Below are 19,323 nucleotides of genomic sequence, written 5' to 3'. Positions count from 1 at the left end.
TGGTTTGCTTAGCGTGCCGGTAACCGCAATTGCTGCAGGTTACCGGCCAGGATCAGATCGGTGCGCAATGTCGCCACCTGTTTACTGATATAGGCCATCTCGCGGTGCTGTTGCAGTTTGCTGCGCCATTTCTCCGGCACCTGTTGCAAGTTGGCGAACAGGGCGTCTAAGCTGCCTGCCTGTTGTAACAGCAAAACTGCGGTTTTGGGCCCGATGCCTGCTACACCTGGGATCTTGCTGCTGCTGATTCCGGCCAGCCCCCAATAGTCTGGCAGTTGCTGCGGCAATACGCCGAACTCGCTTTGCACAAACGGCAGATCCAGCCAGCGTTTCTGAAAGTAATCGCGGATTTGTATGTTTGGCGCCAGTAACTGGCAGTAGCCTTTATCGGTAGAAACGATGGTGACCTGATAGCCGCCGTTGGCGACCTTGGTTGCCAGCGTGGCAGCCAGATCGTCTGCTTCATTCCCCGCAGAATGCCAACTGGCTACACCTAAAGCGGCAAAAGCCTGACGTAGCTGCGGCATTTCCTGTTGCAGGTTTTCTGGCATCGGTGAACGCCCGGCTTTGTATTCGGGCAACGCTTGGTGACGCCAGCTTTCACTGCGATCGTCTTCGTCGAATACGGCAACGGCATGGGTCGGTTGGCTGTGCTGGATCAACTGTTGCAGGGCATTCTGGCAGGCATTCAGGCACGGAGAGCCCTGAACGGCATGAATGCGGCGGATTAAATTAAGAGCATCAACGATCAGTAAGTGTATTGGCATCGGGCGGCATCGGAAAAAAGAGGGGCGGCTGTTACGCCGCCCGGGTTGATGATCAGGCCACAATCTCATAACAGGGGACATAAGCGGTCCCTGGCAGTTTCATGCGGTGCTGGGCGACAAAGCCCTGCAACAGACTGTCCATCTGCTTCATCATCTGCGTATCACCGTGCAGTTTGTAAGGGCCAAACTGCTCAATGGCATGAATGCCATTCTCTTTGACGTTGCCAGCTACAATGCCGGAAAACGCCCGGCGCAGTGCCGCCGCCAGCTTTTCTGCGGGTTGATTCGGATACAGGTTGAGGTTGGCCATGTTTTCATGGGTTGGCTCAAACGGCAGTTGCAGATCCGGTGCAATACGAATCGACCAGTTAAAGCTGTAAGCATCACCGCTATTACGGCGGTTCTCTTTCACCAAAGGCATGGCTTTCTTCATCTGACGGGCAACTTCTGCCGGATCGTCAATGATGATGGTGTAATGACGGCGCGCGTCATCGCCCAACGTATTCATGATGAACTCATCAAGCACGCGGAAGTAGTCGGCGCTCTCTTTCGGCCCCGTCAGAATCAGCGGCAGCACTTGCTCGCTGTTTTCCGGGTTCATCAGAATGCCCAGCAGATACAGTAATTCTTCTGCGGTACCAACCCCACCAGGGAAGATGATGATGCCGTGGGCGATACGCACAAAGGCTTCCAGGCGCTTTTCGATATCCGGCATAATCACCAGTTCATTCACCAGTGGATTAGGCGGCTCTGCGGCGATGATGGAGGGCTCGGTCATACCAATAAAGCGGCTGTTGCGGTAGCGCTGCTGCGCATGGCCGACGGCGGCCCCTTTCATCGGGGCTTCCATCGCTCCCGGCCCACAGCCGGTGCAGATGTTCAGTTCGCGCAGGCCCAACTGGCTGCCCACTTTGCGGGCATACAGATATTCATTTTCATTGATCGAGTGCCCCCCCCAACACACCACCAGGTTAGGGTCTTCATCAAGGTGCAGGGTGCGGGCATTACGCAGGATGGAAAACACCAGATTGGTGATATGAATAGGGTCTTCCTGAAAGTGCCTCGCGCTGACAAGCTGCCCATGTACGAACAGAATGTCGCGTAAAACGGCAAACAGGTTAGCCTGCAGTGAGCGGATGATACGGCCATCAACGAAGGCGTCTTCAGGTGGGTTGACCAGTTCCAGTTTCACCCCACGTTCACGGCGCAACACGTTGATATCAAAGGTTTCATAGCGAGACAGCAATTGCTTGCTGCTGTCAGTCTGGCTGCCGGAGTTCAAGACGGCCAGAGAGCAGTTGCGGAATAAACGGTACAGATCGCTGCTAGCGGTACGCTTTAGCATGTCGACTTCTAGCTGCGACAGCAGATCCATAGAGCCAAGCGGGCTGATATGTGTAATCAAAGGTCACTCCTTTACGCCCACTCTGGGGCGGTAATAATCCATACCGCAACAGCGCAGCTTTTGTGCATTGATCTTTTGCACGCTGCGATAAGGATTTTGAATTTCCTGCCAGAATATCGGGCTAAATGGCAGACACTCTTGATTTAACCTTACCGCCGTCCCCGGATTTTTACCAATATAAACCGTTCGTTAGCTCAGTTGTTGAGCACTGTCTCGCATTATTGGCGGGCTAGACGGCCATGGTTCGGTTCGAAGAGAACATTGCTGCGCCACGGGTTGATATCCAACCCGCCACGTCGGGTATAGCGTGCGTAAACGCTCAGATGCTCCGGCTGGCAGAAGCGCAGCAGATCGTTGAAAATGCGCTCAACGCATTGCTCATGAAACTCGTTGTGATGGCGAAAGGACACCAGGTAACGCAGCAGGGCTTCACGGTTGATCTGCGGGCCGCGATAACGGATTTGTACGGAGCCCCAGTCAGGCTGATGGGTGATCAGGCAATTGGATTTCAGCAGATGGCTGACCAGCGTTTCTTCCACCCAGTGCTCGCTGGTGGCTCCTTGCAGGTAATCAGCGTTGAATTTATAGTCATCGATGCTGATATCCTGCCCATCAATACATTCACCACTGAAATGAGCGATGGGTGAGCCTTCGAGCTGATCCAGGCTGTATAGGGTGACGCTGACCTCCCCTTGTGCGCAAGCCGACAAGTCGCGTTGCAGCGTATTGCGCACTGTTTCCCAATCAGGGAAGTGGGTCTGGTTAAAACTGTTGAGATAGAGTTTGAAGCTTTTGGATTCGATCAGGTTGATGCTGCTGGCGTTCAGGCTGATTTCGCCAACGGCGACCTGCGGCAGGCCTTTGGCATTCAGCCAGGAGAGTTCATACAGCGTCCAGATATCGGCACCGTGGAACGGGAGATTGTCGGGGTAAAGCCCCAAGGGCTCACGGTTCATACTGCGTGGAACCGCTTGCAGCAAAGTGGCATCGTAATGGTCATGGTAAGCGGTGGGTTTGCCCAGCGTTAACGCCGACAGGGCCTGATGGTCTTGAGAAGAGGACATAAGCTGTCACCTTGGTCTTGGAAAGGTACAATGGCCGCCAGTTTACCGTATGCGAGAAAAAATATGGACCAGGATGTATCGCACGCACTGCGTGAATTTACCCAGCGTTATGTCGATCTTTGGCAGCAGCAGCGTGGCCATGCGCCCGCAAGCCAGGAGCTATATGGTGTTGCCTCCCCCTGTATTGTAGAAAACCGTGACGATCGCGTCTTGTGGTTGCCGCAGCCGTTTACCCCTGAGGCGACGTTGGTGAAGGTGGAAAATGCACTGGAACTGCAACTGCAGCCGGATATCCATACGTTTTATACTCAGCAATATGCGGGGGATATGGGGGCCCGGTTTGCAGAACATCAAATGATGCTGTTGCAGGTATGGAGCGAGGAGGATTTCATCCGCCTACAGGAGAACCTGATCGGCCATCTGGTGACTCAGAGACGCCTCAAACTTTCTCCTACGCTCTTTTTGGCGACGACAGCATCAGAGATGACGATGGTGTCGCTGTGTAACGTCAGTGGTAATGTGGTGCTCGAGCATTTTGGCAGCGATAAACGTACTTTACTGTCTGAGTCATTGTCTGATTTTCTCGGCATGCTGTGCCCGACCCTGGATTAGACTTCCTTTTTGCATCGAATGGGTGTGAGAGATCTCTTACAAAGGCTGTAAGAGATCGCTTTTAATTTTTCCTGACCGGTGGCTTGTATTGGACTTATTGTTATCCAGATCAATAAGTTAAATTGGACTTCGGGCAATAGCTTAATAAAGTTTAATGTGATTTGTCTTATAGAGCCTTGTGAGAAGGAAAGAATTAAGCGATCTTATGTCTACCGGATAGGAACGGTTGGAGCAGGAAACATCAGGATGATGTGGCTTCAGGACGAAGAAATGGATGCACTCAGGAAGAGTGAGAAGGATTGGTATCAGGATGATGCCCAGGATGTTTCAGGATAGAAACCAAGGACACCTCCAGGACGGAGATTGAGAGCTGGCGCAGGACTGCTGGTGGGTCAGGAAGACTTTGGAACCGCATCAGGACGATGTTACAGGACATAGCAAGGATTGTTTGGTCAGGATGGCCAAAGGAAAAGTTTTCAGGGATTGAGCAGGGAGCACACTGTTTAGCGGGATAGCTATAAAGCGAACCGGGGGCACTGTTAACGCAGTGCCCCCAACTTTTTTATTGGTACCTGATCGTCTGCAATGATTAAAGTTGCTGATAATTAATCACCGTTACTAACCAATCGCTCCTAGCACATCGCCAGTGCTTTGTTTCTTCGGCAAGAGGAACAGGGTCGCGTAAATATCCAACAGATAAATCCCCGCCAACAGGGTGATGGCTGCAGTGAAGGAAACCTGTGTCACCAGCGCGCCAATCACTAATGGCCCCAAACCGCCAACGCCACGCCCCAGGTTAAACAGGATATTTTGCGCCGTAGCACGTGCCTGTACCGGGTAAGTATCCGAAATCAAAGCGCCATATCCCCCGATCATGCCGTTAACGAAGACCCCCATCAAGGCGCCAGCAAACAGCATCAAGGTTGGGTCGCTAAGCTGGGCATAGCAAATCACCATGACGACTGCCCCAATCTGGTAGATGATGAAAATCTTCCAGCGTGGGAAGCGGTCAGCCAGGATCCCGAACAGCCAAATGCCGAAGGTCATACCGAGCACGGTGACCGCCGTCCAAACACCGGATTTGGTCAGCGAAAAACCAAAGTTTTTTGCCAGATAGGTCGGCATCCAAATCATCAGCCCGTAATAACCGAAGTTTTGCACCGAGCATAGAATAAAAATCCCCAGGCTCGCTCTGCCTGTTGCACGATCCTTGAATAGCAGTTTTACCCGCTGAGTGAAGGAGAGATGCTGTTCACCGGTTTGCTGCTGCACAAATTCTTTGGGTTCCCCCATGGTGCGTCGGATAAGGAAAGAAACCAGTGCTGGTAGCAGGCCAACCAGGAACATGCCACGCCAGCCGATATAAGGCAGTAACAGCGGGGTGAGGAACGCGGCAGCAAGCACGCCGAGTTGCCAACCCATGCCGACGTAGGCGGAAGCACGGTTGCGTTTCTCTGCAGGCCAGGCTTCGGCGATCAGCGCCATACCGATGCCAAATTCACCCCCCAGCCCGATACCGGCTAACGTGCGGTAAGCGAGCAGATCCCAATAACCGACAGCGATTGCACACAGACCGGTAAACAGGGAGAACATTAAAATGGTGAGAGTCAGAATGCGAATACGCCCGAAACGGTCGCTGAGGTGGCCGAAAATGACGCCACCAATCACTGCGCCGATCAGCGTCCAAGTCACCAGTGAACCGGCTTCTGATGAGGTTAAGCCTAACTCGGAGGTGATCACTGGCAGCATAAAGCCGAGTATCAGCAAATCGAAGCCATCCATTGCATAACCGGTAACCGAAGCCAACATGGCTTTACCGGGCGTCGCGTGATTTTTTATTGATGAGATTTCGGACATGTCTTTCATCTGTGTGATTTTGAGTGGGCGTATTGTGCCGTGTCGCGCGTGGCGTCACCAGATAAAATATGCAGATATCGACAACTCAGTGATGTTGGGGCGCACACGGCTTAAATGTTATGCTTTTGTGCCTATCAATCAGGGCTACACAGTTTGGGAAGGCAAATGAGTATAGAAAACCAGGTTCGTCATAGTTTGCAGGCGATTGAACAAGCCATGCGGGATTTGGCGCTGTGGCAGGCAACTCCCCCTGAGCCAGAGGCTTTCTCCAGCTCGGAGCCTTTCTGTGTCGATAGGATGCGGGCAGAAGAGTGGCTACAATGGGTGCTGTTGCCACGGATGATGGCGTTACTGGATGCTCAGGCCCCATTGCCAACGCGCTTTATGATTGCGCCTTATTTTGAAGTGGCGATGAAAGATCGGCTGCCAGATTGTATGCCATTGCTAGTATTGCTGCAGCGTCTGGATGTGTTATTGAATGTTGACCCCGAGTAATTCACCGTTTATACCCGTTATACTTCAAGTTGCTTGGGCGTTTTCAGGGATCATAAGGTGCTGCAATAATGGATTTATTAAAGTTCATCCTTCGTCTGCCTTTTACGTTGATAAAAGGCGTATTTCGCTTATTGGCACTGATCCTGGGGTTACTGGGGCGGTTGCTCAAGCCGGTAGTCGGTAACGTTAACTGGAATGCTCCCGCTTGGATCGTGGCGCTGTCAGGTGGGTTGAGGCGCGGTTTTCTGTGCTTGGAACGCGGGGTGGACAACTATCCAAAAGCCATCAGCTTGTCGCTATTGGTATTGCTGTGCGCAGTCGGTGGGGCATTTTACGGTTGGAACTGGTGGTTGAATCGGCCACAACCGCTCGAACCGGCACCTATGGTATATCAGGAAACCAGCGTGAAGGTTGCCGACCCCGAACCGATCAATTATGCCTTGGCGAAGCCCACTAGGCAGGAAGTGGTTCTCGCTTTCCGCAATTCGGTTGCTCCGCTGACCGATGTTGGCAAAGCCGTAGAAAAAGGGATTACGCTTAGCCCGGCCACAGAGGGGCAATGGCAATGGCGTAATGCCTGGACTCTGGTCTTCACACCGAAAAATCCGTTACCGATGGGCGCGAAATACGAGATTAAGCTCGAGCCTGCCGTTTTACTTGCTCCACAAATTAAGCTCAACGACACGCGCTACAGCTTTAGCGTGCCAGCGTTTGGTTATCAGTTGGGGAAAGCCGAATACTATCAAGACCCACAAGATCCACAAAAACGTAGCGCTATCTTTAACGTAAAATTCAATGCGCCTGTTGATGTGGCGAGCTTCGAAAAGCAGCTCGCGCTGGGGCTGACGGAAGCTAAGGCCAAATCGGAACAGCAGCTGAATTTCTCTTTGGTCTATGACGAGAAAAAACTGAACGCCTGGGTGCATTCGCAACCGCTGAAAGCGCTGGATCACGGTGGCTCGGTGCATCTCACTATCGGCCAAGGGGTTAAATCCGTGGTGCCTGGTAATGCCACTACGGAGACTAAAGATAACCGGGTCGCCGTGCCAACGTTGTACAGCTTGGCAGTGAAGGAGGTTAATGCGCAGGTAGTGGATGCTGATGGAGCTCAAGGCCAGCGAGCGCTGATTGTGGCGTTCAGCGACGCGGTGAGAGATAGCGATGTCGGGCGTGCCGTCAAAGCCTGGTTACTGCCGCAGCATGATCCTGACGATTCTGAGGCCGATCAGGAGCCAAATCAATTTTATCGCTGGGATGTCCAGAGCGTTGACAATAGCGTACTCGCGCAGTCAACGCCGTTGAACCTCACGCTTAACGAGGCGGAAGAAAGCTATCAGCCGCAGTTCAGCTTTAAGTTTGATGCACCAGCCCACCGCTTTATGCTGATAGAGATTGATGCCCTGATGACTTCATCCGGTGGTTATAAAATGCCGGAAAAGGTTTATCGCATTGTCGAAGTGCCCGATTATCCGAAGTCTTTGCAGTTTATGTCGCAGGGGGCGTTGCTGTCGGTTAACGGTGATAAACAGATCAGCGTTGCAGCCCGTAACGTACCGGGCCTGCGTTTAGACATCAAACGGGTGATCCCGAGCCAGTTACAACACATTGTCTCTTTCAAAAGCAGTGAATACTCTTCGGCGCAGTTTAACCAACTCAATGACGAATATTTTACCGAGCACTTCCAATACCAGACGGTAATCAACAATGATAAGCCGGGCGAAGTGAATTATCAGGGGATCGATCTTTCGCGTTATCTTTCCACCAGCCCGGACTCCCACCGTGGTGTATTTTTGCTGACGCTGTCGGAATGGCAGCCGGAGGTGAAAAAACAGCCACAGGCTGCGGAAGAAGAAGAGAGCGATCAGAGCGAAGAAGAAAGCGATGATGCGCCCAGCGTAGGGGATTCACGCTTTGTCGTCGTGACCGATCTGGGGATTATAGCCAAGCGCTCTCAGGATAAAACGCGCGATGTGTTTGTGCAGTCGATCCACAGTGGAGCACCGGTAAATAATGCCAAAGTCTCGGTGATTGCCAAAAATGGTACTGCATTGCTCAGCCAAACGACCGATGCTAATGGGCATGTGCGCTTCCCGGCCTTGGATGTGTATACCAACGAACGTAAACCGGTGATGTTCCTGGTAGAAAAAGAAGGTGATGTCTCCTTCCTGCCAACCGGTGACTATAACGATCGTGGGTTGGATTTCTCACGTTTTGATATTGCGGGGGAAGAAACGCCGGTCGATCCGCGCACTTTGAACAGTTACCTGTTCTCTGACCGGGGCGTTTATCGGCCAGGGGATACCTTCAATATCGGCCTGATCACCCGCGCTGCTGATTGGAGTGTGGCTCTTGCCGGTGTACCGGTGCGTGCCGAGATCCGCGATCCGCGCGACAAGTTGATGACCACGGTGCCGCTGACTCTCGGCAGCAGCGGTTTCAACGAATTGAGCTATACCACTGACGAGAACGCGCCTACGGGGGAATGGAACGTCTATCTGTATTTGGTCGGCAAGAATAATGACACAACGGCGCTGCTTGGTCATACCGCAGTGAATGTGAAAGAGTTTGAGCCCGATCAGTTGAAAGTGAAGCTGGAATTGACGCCGAATCGCCAGCAAGGATGGGTGAAACCCTCTGAATTGCAAGCGAACATTGATGTGCAGAATCTGTTCGGCACGCCAGCGCAAGATCGCCGAGTCACTTCAACGTTGACGCTGAGGCCGATGTATCCGAGTTTCGATCGGTTCCCTGATTACACCTTCTACGAGAACCGCCAGAACAGTGACGGTTTTGAAACCGAGCTGGAAGAGAGAACGACCAATGAACAGGGTGTGGCGAATATTCCGCTGGATCTGAAGTCCTATGCGGATGCGACTTACCAACTGCAGTTGTTGTCTGAGGCGTTTGTTGCCGGTGGTGGGCGTTCTGTTGCTGCCACTGCGCGGGTGTTGGTGTCACCTTATGATTACCTGATCGGGGTGAAATCGGACGGGGATTTAGGCTATATCAACCGTGATGCGGTGCGTCACCTGAACGTGATTGCCGTCGATCCCGCGTTGCAGCAGATTGCATTACCCGATCTGAAACGGGTGTTGATTGAGCAACGGTATATTTCTGTGCTTACCAAGCAGGAGTCCGGGGTTTACAAATACCAGTCCAAGATGAAAGAAGTTCAGCTTGCCGAACAGCCACTGGCGCTGACTGAACAAGGTAACGATCTGACGCTGGCCACCGATAAACCGGGTGACTTTGTGCTGGTGATTGAAGATGCGCAAGGCAAAGTGCTCAATCGCGTTGCCTACAGCGTGGCGGGCAATGCCAACCTCAGCCGATCGCTGGATCGTAATGCCGAACTGAAGCTGAAACTGAATCAGGCGGAATACCAGCCAGGGGAAGAAATCGAAGTCTCGATCAACGCCCCTTATACCGGCAGCGGCCTGATCACCATCGAGAAAGATCGGGTGTATGGCTGGCAGTGGTTCCATAGCGATACCACCAGTTCGGTACAAAAGATCCGGGTGCCTGCCGGGATGGAGGGCAACGGGTATGTCAACGTACAGTTTGTGCGTGATGTGAACTCCAGTGAAATCTTTATGAGCCCGCTGAGCTACGGCGTGATGCCATTTAAAATCAGCACTCGTGCTAGGCAGAACAACCTTGAAGTGCTGGCTCCGGCGGTGATCAAGCCGGGTGAGAATCTGGCGATGACGGTGAAAACTGATGGCCCGCAGCAGGTAGCGCTGTTTGCCGTGGATGAAGGGATCTTGCAGGTGGCGCGTTACCGCCTGAAAGATCCGTTAGAGTACTTCTTCCGCAAGCGGGAATTGAGAGTGGAAAGCTCGCAAATCCTCGATTTGATCCTGCCGGAATTCAGTAAACTGATGGCGCTGACGGCAGCCCCGGGCGGTGATGCTGGTGAAGGGTTGGATCTCAACCTGAATCCGTTCAAACGTAAGCGTGACAAACCGGTTGCTTACTGGTCGGGGATTACCGAAGTGAACGGTGAGCAACAGTTCGACTATCCGGTGCCGGATTATTTCAACGGTAAGATTCGGGTGATGGCTATTTCGGTCACGCCGGACAAAATTGGCAAAGCGCAGACTTCTGCGACGGTGCGGGATAACTTCATCATGACGCCGAACGTGCCTGCGATGGTGGCTCCCGGTGATGAATTTGATGTCAGCGTCGGGGTCAGTAATAACCTTGAAGGGCTGAATGGTCAGGCCGTTGCGGTGAGCATCCAGTTGACGCCGCCACCACAGTTGGAAGTGATAGGCAATGCGGAGCACAGCCTGTCGCTGGCCGAAAAACGCGAAGGGGTGGTCAGCTTCCGCCTGCGAGCTAAATCGGCCCTCGGTGATGCGCCGTTAGTGTTCGATGCCCGCTATGGTGACAAAACCAGCCGCCGCACTATCAGCACCTCGGTGCGCCCGGCGATGCCTTACCGCACGCAGTCGGTGATGGGCCGGATGAACGGCAGTAGCCAGAATATCGACAACCTGCGCCAGATGTTTGACGCCTATGCGCAACGCAGAGCGGCGGTTTCTTACTCGCCATTGGTGCTGACCAGCGGTTTGGCACAATATCTGGCGGATTATCCGTATTATTGCTCGGAGCAGATAGTCAGCCGTTCAATTCCGTTGATGCTGCAAGGCCAGCACCCGGAAATGAACAGCGGCCTGAGCCAGGCAGAAGTCAGCAAACAATTGAAAAACCTGCTCGGCGTACTGCGTTCCCGCCAGAATGACAGTGGCGCTATTGGTGCCTGGCGCTCATCACCGGACACCGATCCGTTTGTGACACCGTATGTGGTGCAGTATCTGCTGGAGGCCAAAGCAGCGGGCTATGCGTTACCGGCAGATATGCTGGATGACGCTAACGACGCGCTGCGTGAATTGGCTGCCAGCCGTTATGACGATCTGTACCACTTGCGCTTGCGTACCTGGGCGGTTTACCTGCTGACGTTGCAAGGGGAAATCACCACCAACTCGTTGGCTGCGGTGCAGGATACGCTACAGAAACTGTATCCGGAGAGTTGGAAAGCCGATCTGAGTGCATTGTATCTGGCTTCGTCTTATCGCCTGTTAAAAATGGATGATGAAGCCAATGCCCTGTTGCAGCCAAGCTGGAATCAGCTCAGCAAAGCCTATAACAAGGCTTGGTGGACGCAGAATTATTTCGATCCGTTGGTGCAGGACGCGACGCGGCTCTATCTGATTACCCGTCACTTCCCTGAAAAGGTGTCGGCCATACCACCGCAAGTGCTGGAGAATATGGTCAGGGCACTGAGAGAAGAGCGCTATACCACTTACTCTTCGGCCATGAGCATTCTGGCGCTGGAGAGTTACTCGGCGCAGGTGACGGCGCAGTCTTCCTCGGCAGATACGCTAAAGATCGTACAAACCAGCAAGCGTAGCGATGTTGATCCACAACTCATTTCAGCGCTGGAAGGGCGGTTTATCAAAGGGCAGTTTACTGCGGATGCCCAAGCTATCCACTTTGAGAATACCCGTGATGCGCCAGCCTGGTATGTGGTGACGCAGGCCGGTTACGATCTTGCGGCGCCGCAGAAAGCGATTTCGCGCGGCCTGGAAATCACCCGTGATTACACCGATGAGCAAGGTAAACCGCTGACGCAGGTGACGCTGGGGCAAAAAATCAACGTGCATCTGAAAATCCGTGCCAACTCGAAAGAGGGGCAGGACAATCTGGCGATTGTTGATCTGCTGCCTGGCGGGTTTGAGGTGGTGCAGCAAACGCCTCCACCACCGGAGGAATCAGAGGACGAAGGCAATGATGAGGCGGATGCGGGCTGGCAATCGCCGCTGGCAGCATCAGGCTCCACCTGGGCACCGGATTACAGCGATATCCGCGAAGATCGGGTGATCATTTACGGTAGCGCGACGACCGATGTGCAGGAGTTTGTTTATCAGATCAAAGCCACCAATACCGGTAGCTTTGTCATCCCTCCTGCTTATGGGGAAGCCATGTACGATCGTGAAGTACAGGCCGTATCGGTCAGCAGCGGTAAACTGGTTGTTGTGCCTGCTAAAAATTAATAAGCGATTATCAGCCCCTGTCGCAGTTCAGCGGCGGGGGCTGATGTGCTGAGTCAACGATGAAAATCCTCCCGGCTTGTTCTGCTGTAGCCAAACGCAGGTTGCAGAATATTTCTATGGCGCTTGTGCTGCTGGCGCTAGGGGTTCTTGGCGTGCGGCTGTGGCCACATCCGCCGCTTTCCCAAGGCGTCCCTCTTTCTTCGGTGTATTACGATCGCCAGGGCGTGCTGATGCGTGTGACGTTGGCGAATGACGATCGTTATCGTCTGTGGACACCGCTGGAGCAGATTTCACCGCTGGTGGTGCGCGGTATTTTGCTGCATGAAGACCGCTGGTTCTATTACAACCCCGGCTTTAACCCCGTCAGCCTGGTGCGTGGTTTCTGGCGCAGCTATGTAGCCGGGGGCAAAATGCAGGGGGGCTCAACGATCGCCATGCAACTGGCGCGTATGCATTGGCACCTGAATACCCGCACTCCAGGCGGTAAATTGAGGCAAGTAGTGCGCGCCGTGCAGTTAGAGCTCAGCTATTCCAAGCATGATATTTTAGAGGCCTACCTGAATTACGCTCCCTATGGCCGCAATATTGAAAGCATCGGTGCCGCCAGCCTGATTTATTTCGCTAAAGCACCGCAAGATCTGACTTTGCCGGAGGCGCTGACGCTTGCGGTTTTGCCACAGTCCCCCAGTTACCGTATCGACCCGAAAACCGGCGTGCTGGGCAGTGCTCTGACTCAGGCGCGCAATCGCCTGTTCCAGCGCTGGCAAGGGGTTTATGCCACCGACAGCAGCCAGAACGCTTTATTCCAGCTACCGCTTGCGTTACGCCAGCCAGAGCAGATGCCCTACATTGCTCCGCATTTTATCGAACAATTGCGCCAACAGAATCAGCAACTGGTTCAACGCGATACCCGTATTGATACCACGCTGGATGTCGGCCTGCAGCGGCTGATTGAAAAGCAGGTAAATGCGTTTATAGCCCGTAATCAGAGCCGGGGGATCCATAATGCTTCGGTATTGCTGGTGGATAGCCGCGATATGGCAGTGCGGGCGCTGGTAGGTTCTGCCGATTATTACAACCGCGAGATCCAGGGGCAGGTGAATGGCACCAATGCCAAACGTTCACCGGGATCGACGCTCAAACCGTTTATTTATGCGCTGGGTATGGAGCAGGGGGTATTGCACCCGATGACCATTCTGAAAGACGTGCCTTCGTCTTTTGGGGCCTATGCGCCAGAGAACTTTGATCGTCGCTTTCTGGGGCCGGTCACCGCCACGGATGCCCTCAATTTCAGCCGCAATATTCCGGCAGTGTATGTCGCATCACAGTTGCGGCAGCCGACGTTTTATCAGTTTTTACGCCTGTCTGGCATTGCTAACATGGCCAGTGAAAACCACTACGGGTTATCGCTGGTATTAGGTGGAGGTGAAGTTACGGCGCAGGAGCTGGCAAAGCTGTACGCATTGTTGGCGAATCGCGGCACGCTACGCCCTTTGCGTATGCAAAAGAGCGATGCTTCCCCTCAAGCGGTGCGGTTGCTCAGTGAAGAGGCCAGTTTTATCACCTTGGATATGCTGCGCCAGCATCGGCGGCCCGGCGATACCCTGGCACAACGTTCTTCTTCGCTGCCGGTCTATTGGAAAACCGGCACGTCGTGGGGATTCCGGGACGCCTGGAGCGTGGGGATTTTCGGCCCCTATGTGCTGGTGGTTTGGGAAGGGAATTTCGACAGTAAAGGCAACAACGTCTTTGTTGGCGCTGATGCCGCTGCACCGCTGTTTTTTAATATTATCGACAGTGTGAATGCAAGCTACCCGGCATTACAGGAACCGCCGCGTCCGCTGCCAAAGCGGCTTAAACGGGTGGACATCTGTCTGGCCAGCGGCAATTTACCTACGCCGTGGTGTCAACAAAAAGGCAAAACCTGGTTTATCCCCGGTAAATCACCGATTAAGGTGGATACCGTTTACCGCCCGCTGGTGCTGGATATTCACAGCGGTGAGGTGGCTTGCCCTCCTTATGATGAAACGCAAACCCGCACCGAGGTGTTTGAGTTTTGGCCTTCCGATTTGGCAAACGTGTTTGCTCAGGCGGGGTTGCCGAAACGTGCTCCTCCGGTGAACCGTTGTAAGGATAACGAGGTTGTCATTAGCGGTAACCCGCCACGCATTACGTCACCGTTGAAGAATACCACGTATACGCTACGGCAATCGCAGCAGGGGCGAGACAAAATAGCCTTTAATGCCGTTACCGATGCAGACAGTAAAACGGTGTATTGGTTTGTGGATGATATTTATCTTGGCAGCAGTGCCAGCAAAACGGCGATCGACTGGAGGCCAATCAATAACGGCCAGTATCGTATCAGGGCGGTAGACGATCGTGGGCGCGCGGATAGCCGGGTAATAACCATTGAACTGGTAAATTGATCGGTGCAGCGCAAGGAGGCATTCCCCTTGCGCTGCACCGGGGCTTGCTGTTATACGCAAAGAACTCCGGCCTGCTGCGCCATATTTTGCAGGTGACCAAAGACGTTACCGACGCGCAAACCATTGTGCTCATACTCATTGGTGATCCAGGGGGTCAGATTGCCCACCTGTTGTGCGGTTTCGAGCGACAGCCGCACATCGACGTACATATCGCTGAAGTAAACTGCAGCGAACACCGGTACCTGGTTCTCGCGCAAACGCTCGCTGTTATACAGCGGTGACCAGACTCGGCGTTCGGCTAATAGCTTGACGGCATCATTGAACGGGCGCAGGGCCGCAATCTCGGTAAACATCCAAGGGTAGATCATCTCACCGGTCAGGTAGAGTGGCCGACATTCTTCGGCAAAGGCATCGAAATTATGCCGCAGGCGCTGTGCCGCCCAATTGGTGGCTTTATCCTGTGCGTAAATACTTTCATGCAATACAGCAAACAGCGGGTTTTCTGCGTAACTGGTGAGTGACATTACCTGTGACAGGAAAGTATCGCTGAATTGCCCGTCAGGGTTAAAGGCCTCGTCAAATAGCCACAACAGCCGCTCATAGCCTTCGCTCATGCCAAGATCGATCCCCAGGCTTTGCAGGCGTTTGACCGTCAGGCGGTCGCCATCGGGCAGCAACACCTCTTCTTGCTCAAGCTTATCGGCGATCTTGCCTATCTGTTCTTCAAGGTGCGGATAGCGTTGATAGAAAATCCGGTTTTTCGCTACCACCTGCGGGTAGGTATGTGCATAAACCTGATCAGCGTCTGGTTGGAGGCTGGCAAGGCCACCGGTCATAAAACAGGTATGCAATCCTTCTGGTGCCTGAGAAAGGTAGGTCAGTGTGATAAATCCGCCGTAACTTTGCCCAAGCGTGCTCCAGGGGCGGTCGCCAAAGCAGTTTTTGCGGAGATACTCGGCATCAGCCACAATCGAATCCGCGCGGAAACAGGAGAGATAATCGGCAGCTTGAACGTCAGTGAGCCCGGCCAGGCTCTTGCCTTCCACCCGGCTGCTGCGCCCGGTTCCGCGCTGATCGAGCAAGATCACCCGGTAAGTTTTCAGCGCTTCGGCGATCCAACTGGTGCGCGCGGTGGGGCGTGGACTTTTCCCGCCGGGCCCCCCTTGCAGAAACAGCAGGCAGGGTAGTGGTTCTTCACGACGTGTAGGGTCCACCAGTTCGCGGGCAAAAACTTCAATAGTGCGGGTGTCCTGGTCGTCAAACCATTTTAGAGGGACTTGGATAACATGTTCACGAACCCAAATGGCTGGCAGCAAATACTCTCGTTCAACAGTCATGATTTCTTCCTCTGTTTGTTCTTTTCCCACTCTTCTGTTTTGCCTGCGATGTTAAGGGTAATGTTTTCATAACTAACAGATTTACCTGGCTAAAAGCTCAGTCTCGTTTGGTTTGCTTTATACCCGTCATACTTCAAATTGCTTGGGTGTTGGCTTTCCTCGCTCACCCTAGTCACATAGTTATCTATTCTCCTAGGGCTTCACTCAGTTGCCGCCTACAAGCAACTCGAATTATTTTGGGTATATGTATGGTTTTACTGGCAACTAGAGGTGAAGTTTTAGCAAACGAGTCCGAACATAAAGATATGAACATAACTCGTGAAGATGGATTTGTGCTAGTACGTTAATACCATGTAAAACGATCGCCATCACAATATTGACGATAGCTTTCAGAGCCAGCCCCCATGCTGCGCGAACCCATCGGTTTTGTGGTGTGGGATACCTGGCATTTGGCATCGGCGATATTATATTGAAATATGACGGGTATACATATCAACAATAATGACAACAAGTGGAGCAAGCCATGATTACAGAAGCGCAGGTCAATCAGGCACAACAGGACTGGTGTGATGGTTTGGTGAGAATTGGGGCTATCTATCGTCAGGGGGGCGATTATCGCCAGGCCGCTGAAATCGTTGTAGATACCCTATACGATTACCAAGATGGGGTCGTGTTCTTCAAACCGACCTTGGCACACGGAGCCAAAACGTTTCGCTGTAGCCGTGAGGGCGCTATTTCCTACTTTGTCGGTGGTAATCCTGATTATCCTGATGATGCGGGTTTTGCGTTAAAGGTTTGGCAAAAGGTCTGGTTCGACAATAATGCTGCAGAAAACGGTATTCAGATCCATGGTGACATCGCAATTACTATGGGTAACGTTTATCTGATTAGTGAGAATAACGAAGAAGTGAAGGTGGATAAGACATTTGTTTTCCGTCGTTGTGTAGATGGTCAGTTGCGCCTATGCGCACATAAATCAGCACTGCCTTTTACCCCTCCGGCTAAATAATACTTTTAATATTATCGACGGGCTGCTGCGGCTCCGAAGGACGAAGCCCTATGGGGGAGTAAAGAATCCAGAGAGCCAACGCATCGGTCAAAAAATATAATGACTACAGCTTTTATTCGCCCGTAGATGATTTTACGGAGCCAGCTGAGGGGCAGATTTATGAATATGAACAAAGGTTTTTCTGGCGACCTTTTTGGTGGCTTGACTGCCGCGATCGTTGCTTTGCCATTGGCATTGGCCTTTGGCGTACAGTCGGGCATGGGGCCGGTGGCCGGGCTTTATGGCGCTATTGCACTTGGCATTCTGGCTGCACTGTTCGGCGGCACTCGCACGCAGATCAGCGGCCCAACAGGGCCGATGACCGTGGTATCCAGCGCTATTGTAGCCGCAGAGATTGCCTACTTTGGTTCACTGGAAGCGGCTCTCCCTTCGATAGTGGTAACCTTTGTTCTGGCTGGGGTTTTACAGATTTTCATGGGGATGCTGCGAGTGGGGCAGTACATCCGTTACATGCCTTACCCTGTTATCTCTGGATTTATGAGTGGTATCGGTCTGATTATTATTATCACACAGCTATTTCCCCTTATGGGGTTATCTTCACCCGGTTCACCGCTGGCTACTCTGTTGTCGTTGGGGGGCGCTATTGGGAAGATCAATCTGCAGGCGCTATTTTTGGCAGCAGGCACTATCGCGACCATTTATCTGTTCCCGAAGATCACCAAGACTATCCCGGCTACGCTGGTCGCTTTGATACTTTTCACTTTATTGTCAATCCTGTTAAAACTGCAGGTTCCTACCATTGGCGATATACCACAAGGGTTGCCGAAACTGCATCTGAGCGCCTTTTTCGAGATCGAGTGGCATGATCCTGCCATTATCATTTTTACTGCACTAACGTTGGCCAGTTTAGGAGCCATCGACTCTTTGCTGACTTCCGTCGTGGCCGATAACATGACGCGTACCCAACATAACTCCAATCGCGAATTGATTGGTCAGGGGATCGGTAATGCGGTGGCGGGGTTATTTGGCGGCCTGCCAGGAGCAGGAGCAACCATTAGAACGGTGGTCAATATTCGTTCCGGTGGTCATTCACGTCTTTCGGGAATAACGCATGGCGTGATCCTGTTGTTTATCCTGTTAGGGGCTGGGAAATATGCAGGGTTGATCCCTGTGCCAGTGCTGGCCGGGATTTTGATAACGGTAGGAATCGGGATTATCGACTACCGTAGTTTGAGAGGATTGCGTTCCATCCCACGTGCAGACGTGGTGATTATGCTGAGTGTGACGTTACTCACCGTATTTGTCGATCTCTTACAGGCGGTGGGGATTGGCATGGTAATGGCCGCCCTGTGGTTTATGAAACAGATGAGCGATCTGACGGAAGAGAAATCGCAGGGACACCTGTTAGCAACGGATAAACGGGGAGTTCTGGCCGATGAACAAGCATGGCTTCGTGGGCATGAAGAACAGGTTTATATACAACATTTCGATGGCCCGATATTCTTTGGCTTTATCTTTGGTTTTAACCGTATCATTCGTGAAATGCCTGAGGTTAAAACCGTGATTTTCCGTATGGAAAATGTGCCCTATATTGACCAGAGCGGGTTATATGCATTTGAGGATGCTATTAGCAGCCTCAGACAAAAGGGGATTGAGATAATGTTCTGCGCATTGCAGGCACAACCGCGAGGAATGTTGGAAAGAATTGGTCTGATCCCCAATTTGGTCTCTACAGACAAAATCTTTGAACGGTTCGAGGATTTGGTTCCGCTTGATTAGGAAAAAAGAGAGTATCTTTATAAGATGGGCTGCTTATCATTAATCAATATTTTTCAATGAATTAAATGGTTATTTCAAGGAAGTGTTATGGTTTTTACTGTGCCTCGTCCCCTGGTTTTGTTGACAACCCTCTGTCTGAGCGCCTGCTCCAGCCCGCAGAGTAGCCCAGAGCGCCATGCCAAGCGTGCTGTTTATCAGTTGGACCAAGCCCATTTTGATCCCAATACTCGTATGAGTATTTCAGACTCGATAAAGCAGGCTATCCCCTTCTTTGATCAGTTCTATCAGATGGGGAAGGCCGACCGAGCGAAAGGACTTACACGCCAACAGGCTGAGCAACGAGAAGCCTATTTTCGCAGCGCTGAGTTCCTGCAGGAGTCGAAACAGAAAAGCGTATTTATGCAGCACGAATATTCCGCAGACAACCCGCAGAAACAGCGTCAGATTTTGTTGAATGCGGGTGTTGCTGCCTATTGGGATGGCTACGAAGGTCGGTCTTGAATTGGGAATAGT

The 19,323-nt window shown here is 52.5% G+C and carries 12 protein-coding genes; 7 read left to right on the top strand and 5 right to left on the bottom strand.

Features of this window, described 5'->3' with window-relative positions:
• Positions 1-8 precede the first annotated feature (8 nt).
• The 3 genes from xni to queF form a co-directional block, all read right to left on the bottom strand.
• Positions 9-767, bottom strand: coding sequence for a flap endonuclease Xni (gene xni / locus IV04_RS12030; protein ID WP_037403804.1), 759 nt, complete (start codon positions 765-767; stop codon positions 9-11).
• Positions 768-819: 52 nt separating this feature from the next.
• Positions 820-2,172, bottom strand: a complete 1,353-nt coding sequence (gene ppnN, locus IV04_RS12025) for a nucleotide 5'-monophosphate nucleosidase PpnN (protein ID WP_037403721.1) — start codon at positions 2,170-2,172, stop codon at positions 820-822.
• Between the two features lie 218 nt (positions 2,173-2,390).
• The gene (queF, locus tag IV04_RS12020) at positions 2,391-3,236 is read right to left on the bottom strand and encodes an NADPH-dependent 7-cyano-7-deazaguanine reductase QueF (RefSeq protein WP_037403723.1); all 846 of its coding nucleotides are present in this window, start codon (positions 3,234-3,236) and stop codon (positions 2,391-2,393) included.
• Positions 3,237-3,299: 63 nt separating this feature from the next.
• Here queF and syd point away from each other — a divergent pair, with 63 nt between their 5' ends.
• Positions 3,300-3,848 carry a SecY-interacting protein gene (gene syd, locus IV04_RS12015; RefSeq protein WP_037403805.1) on the top strand — a complete coding sequence of 183 codons (549 nt, stop codon included), beginning with the start codon at positions 3,300-3,302 and terminating at the stop codon, positions 3,846-3,848.
• Between the two features lie 618 nt (positions 3,849-4,466).
• On the opposite strand, the gene IV04_RS12010 is transcribed toward syd, so the two are convergent.
• Positions 4,467-5,705, bottom strand: a complete 1,239-nt coding sequence (locus IV04_RS12010) for an MFS transporter (protein WP_037403726.1) — start codon at positions 5,703-5,705, stop codon at positions 4,467-4,469.
• 165 nt (positions 5,706-5,870) lie between these two features.
• On the opposite strand from IV04_RS12010, the gene IV04_RS12005 reads away from it, so the two are divergent.
• From IV04_RS12005 to pbpC, 3 genes are all read left to right on the top strand, one after another.
• Complete coding sequence (locus tag IV04_RS12005) at positions 5,871-6,200, top strand: YqcC family protein (protein ID WP_037403728.1); 330 nt, start codon at positions 5,871-5,873, stop codon at positions 6,198-6,200.
• A 68-nt stretch (positions 6,201-6,268) separates the two neighbouring features.
• The gene (locus IV04_RS12000) at positions 6,269-12,259 is read left to right on the top strand and encodes an alpha-2-macroglobulin (RefSeq protein WP_037403730.1); all 5,991 of its coding nucleotides are present in this window, start codon (positions 6,269-6,271) and stop codon (positions 12,257-12,259) included.
• A gap of 59 nt (positions 12,260-12,318) precedes the next feature.
• Positions 12,319-14,685, top strand: a complete 2,367-nt coding sequence (gene pbpC, locus IV04_RS11995) for a penicillin-binding protein 1C (RefSeq protein ID WP_037403731.1) — start codon at positions 12,319-12,321, stop codon at positions 14,683-14,685.
• 50 nt (positions 14,686-14,735) lie between these two features.
• Here pbpC and IV04_RS11990 read toward each other — a convergent pair whose 3' ends face one another.
• A complete protein-coding gene (locus tag IV04_RS11990) occupies positions 14,736-16,022 on the bottom strand; it encodes an alpha/beta fold hydrolase (RefSeq protein WP_037403732.1) in 1,287 nt (428 codons plus the stop codon).
• 523 nt (positions 16,023-16,545) lie between these two features.
• Here IV04_RS11990 and IV04_RS11985 point away from each other — a divergent pair.
• The 3 genes from IV04_RS11985 to IV04_RS11975 all read left to right on the top strand — a co-directional run bounded on the left by IV04_RS11985 (position 16,546) and on the right by IV04_RS11975 (position 19,311).
• The gene (locus IV04_RS11985) at positions 16,546-17,031 is read left to right on the top strand and encodes a hypothetical protein (RefSeq protein ID WP_037403733.1); all 486 of its coding nucleotides are present in this window, start codon (positions 16,546-16,548) and stop codon (positions 17,029-17,031) included.
• Positions 17,032-17,190: 159 nt separating this feature from the next.
• Complete coding sequence (locus IV04_RS11980) at positions 17,191-18,810, top strand: SulP family inorganic anion transporter (RefSeq protein WP_037403734.1); 1,620 nt, start codon at positions 17,191-17,193, stop codon at positions 18,808-18,810.
• Positions 18,811-18,897: 87 nt separating this feature from the next.
• Positions 18,898-19,311 carry an Exc2 family lipoprotein gene (locus IV04_RS11975; RefSeq protein ID WP_037403736.1) on the top strand — a complete coding sequence of 138 codons (414 nt, stop codon included), beginning with the start codon at positions 18,898-18,900 and terminating at the stop codon, positions 19,309-19,311.
• The last annotated feature ends 12 nt before the right edge of the window (positions 19,312-19,323 follow it).

The sequence above is a fragment of the Serratia sp. Ag1 genome (assembly GCF_000743355.1).
Taxonomy (GTDB): domain Bacteria; phylum Pseudomonadota; class Gammaproteobacteria; order Enterobacterales; family Enterobacteriaceae; genus Chania.
This window is presented reverse-complemented; position numbering and strand designations above follow the sequence as displayed.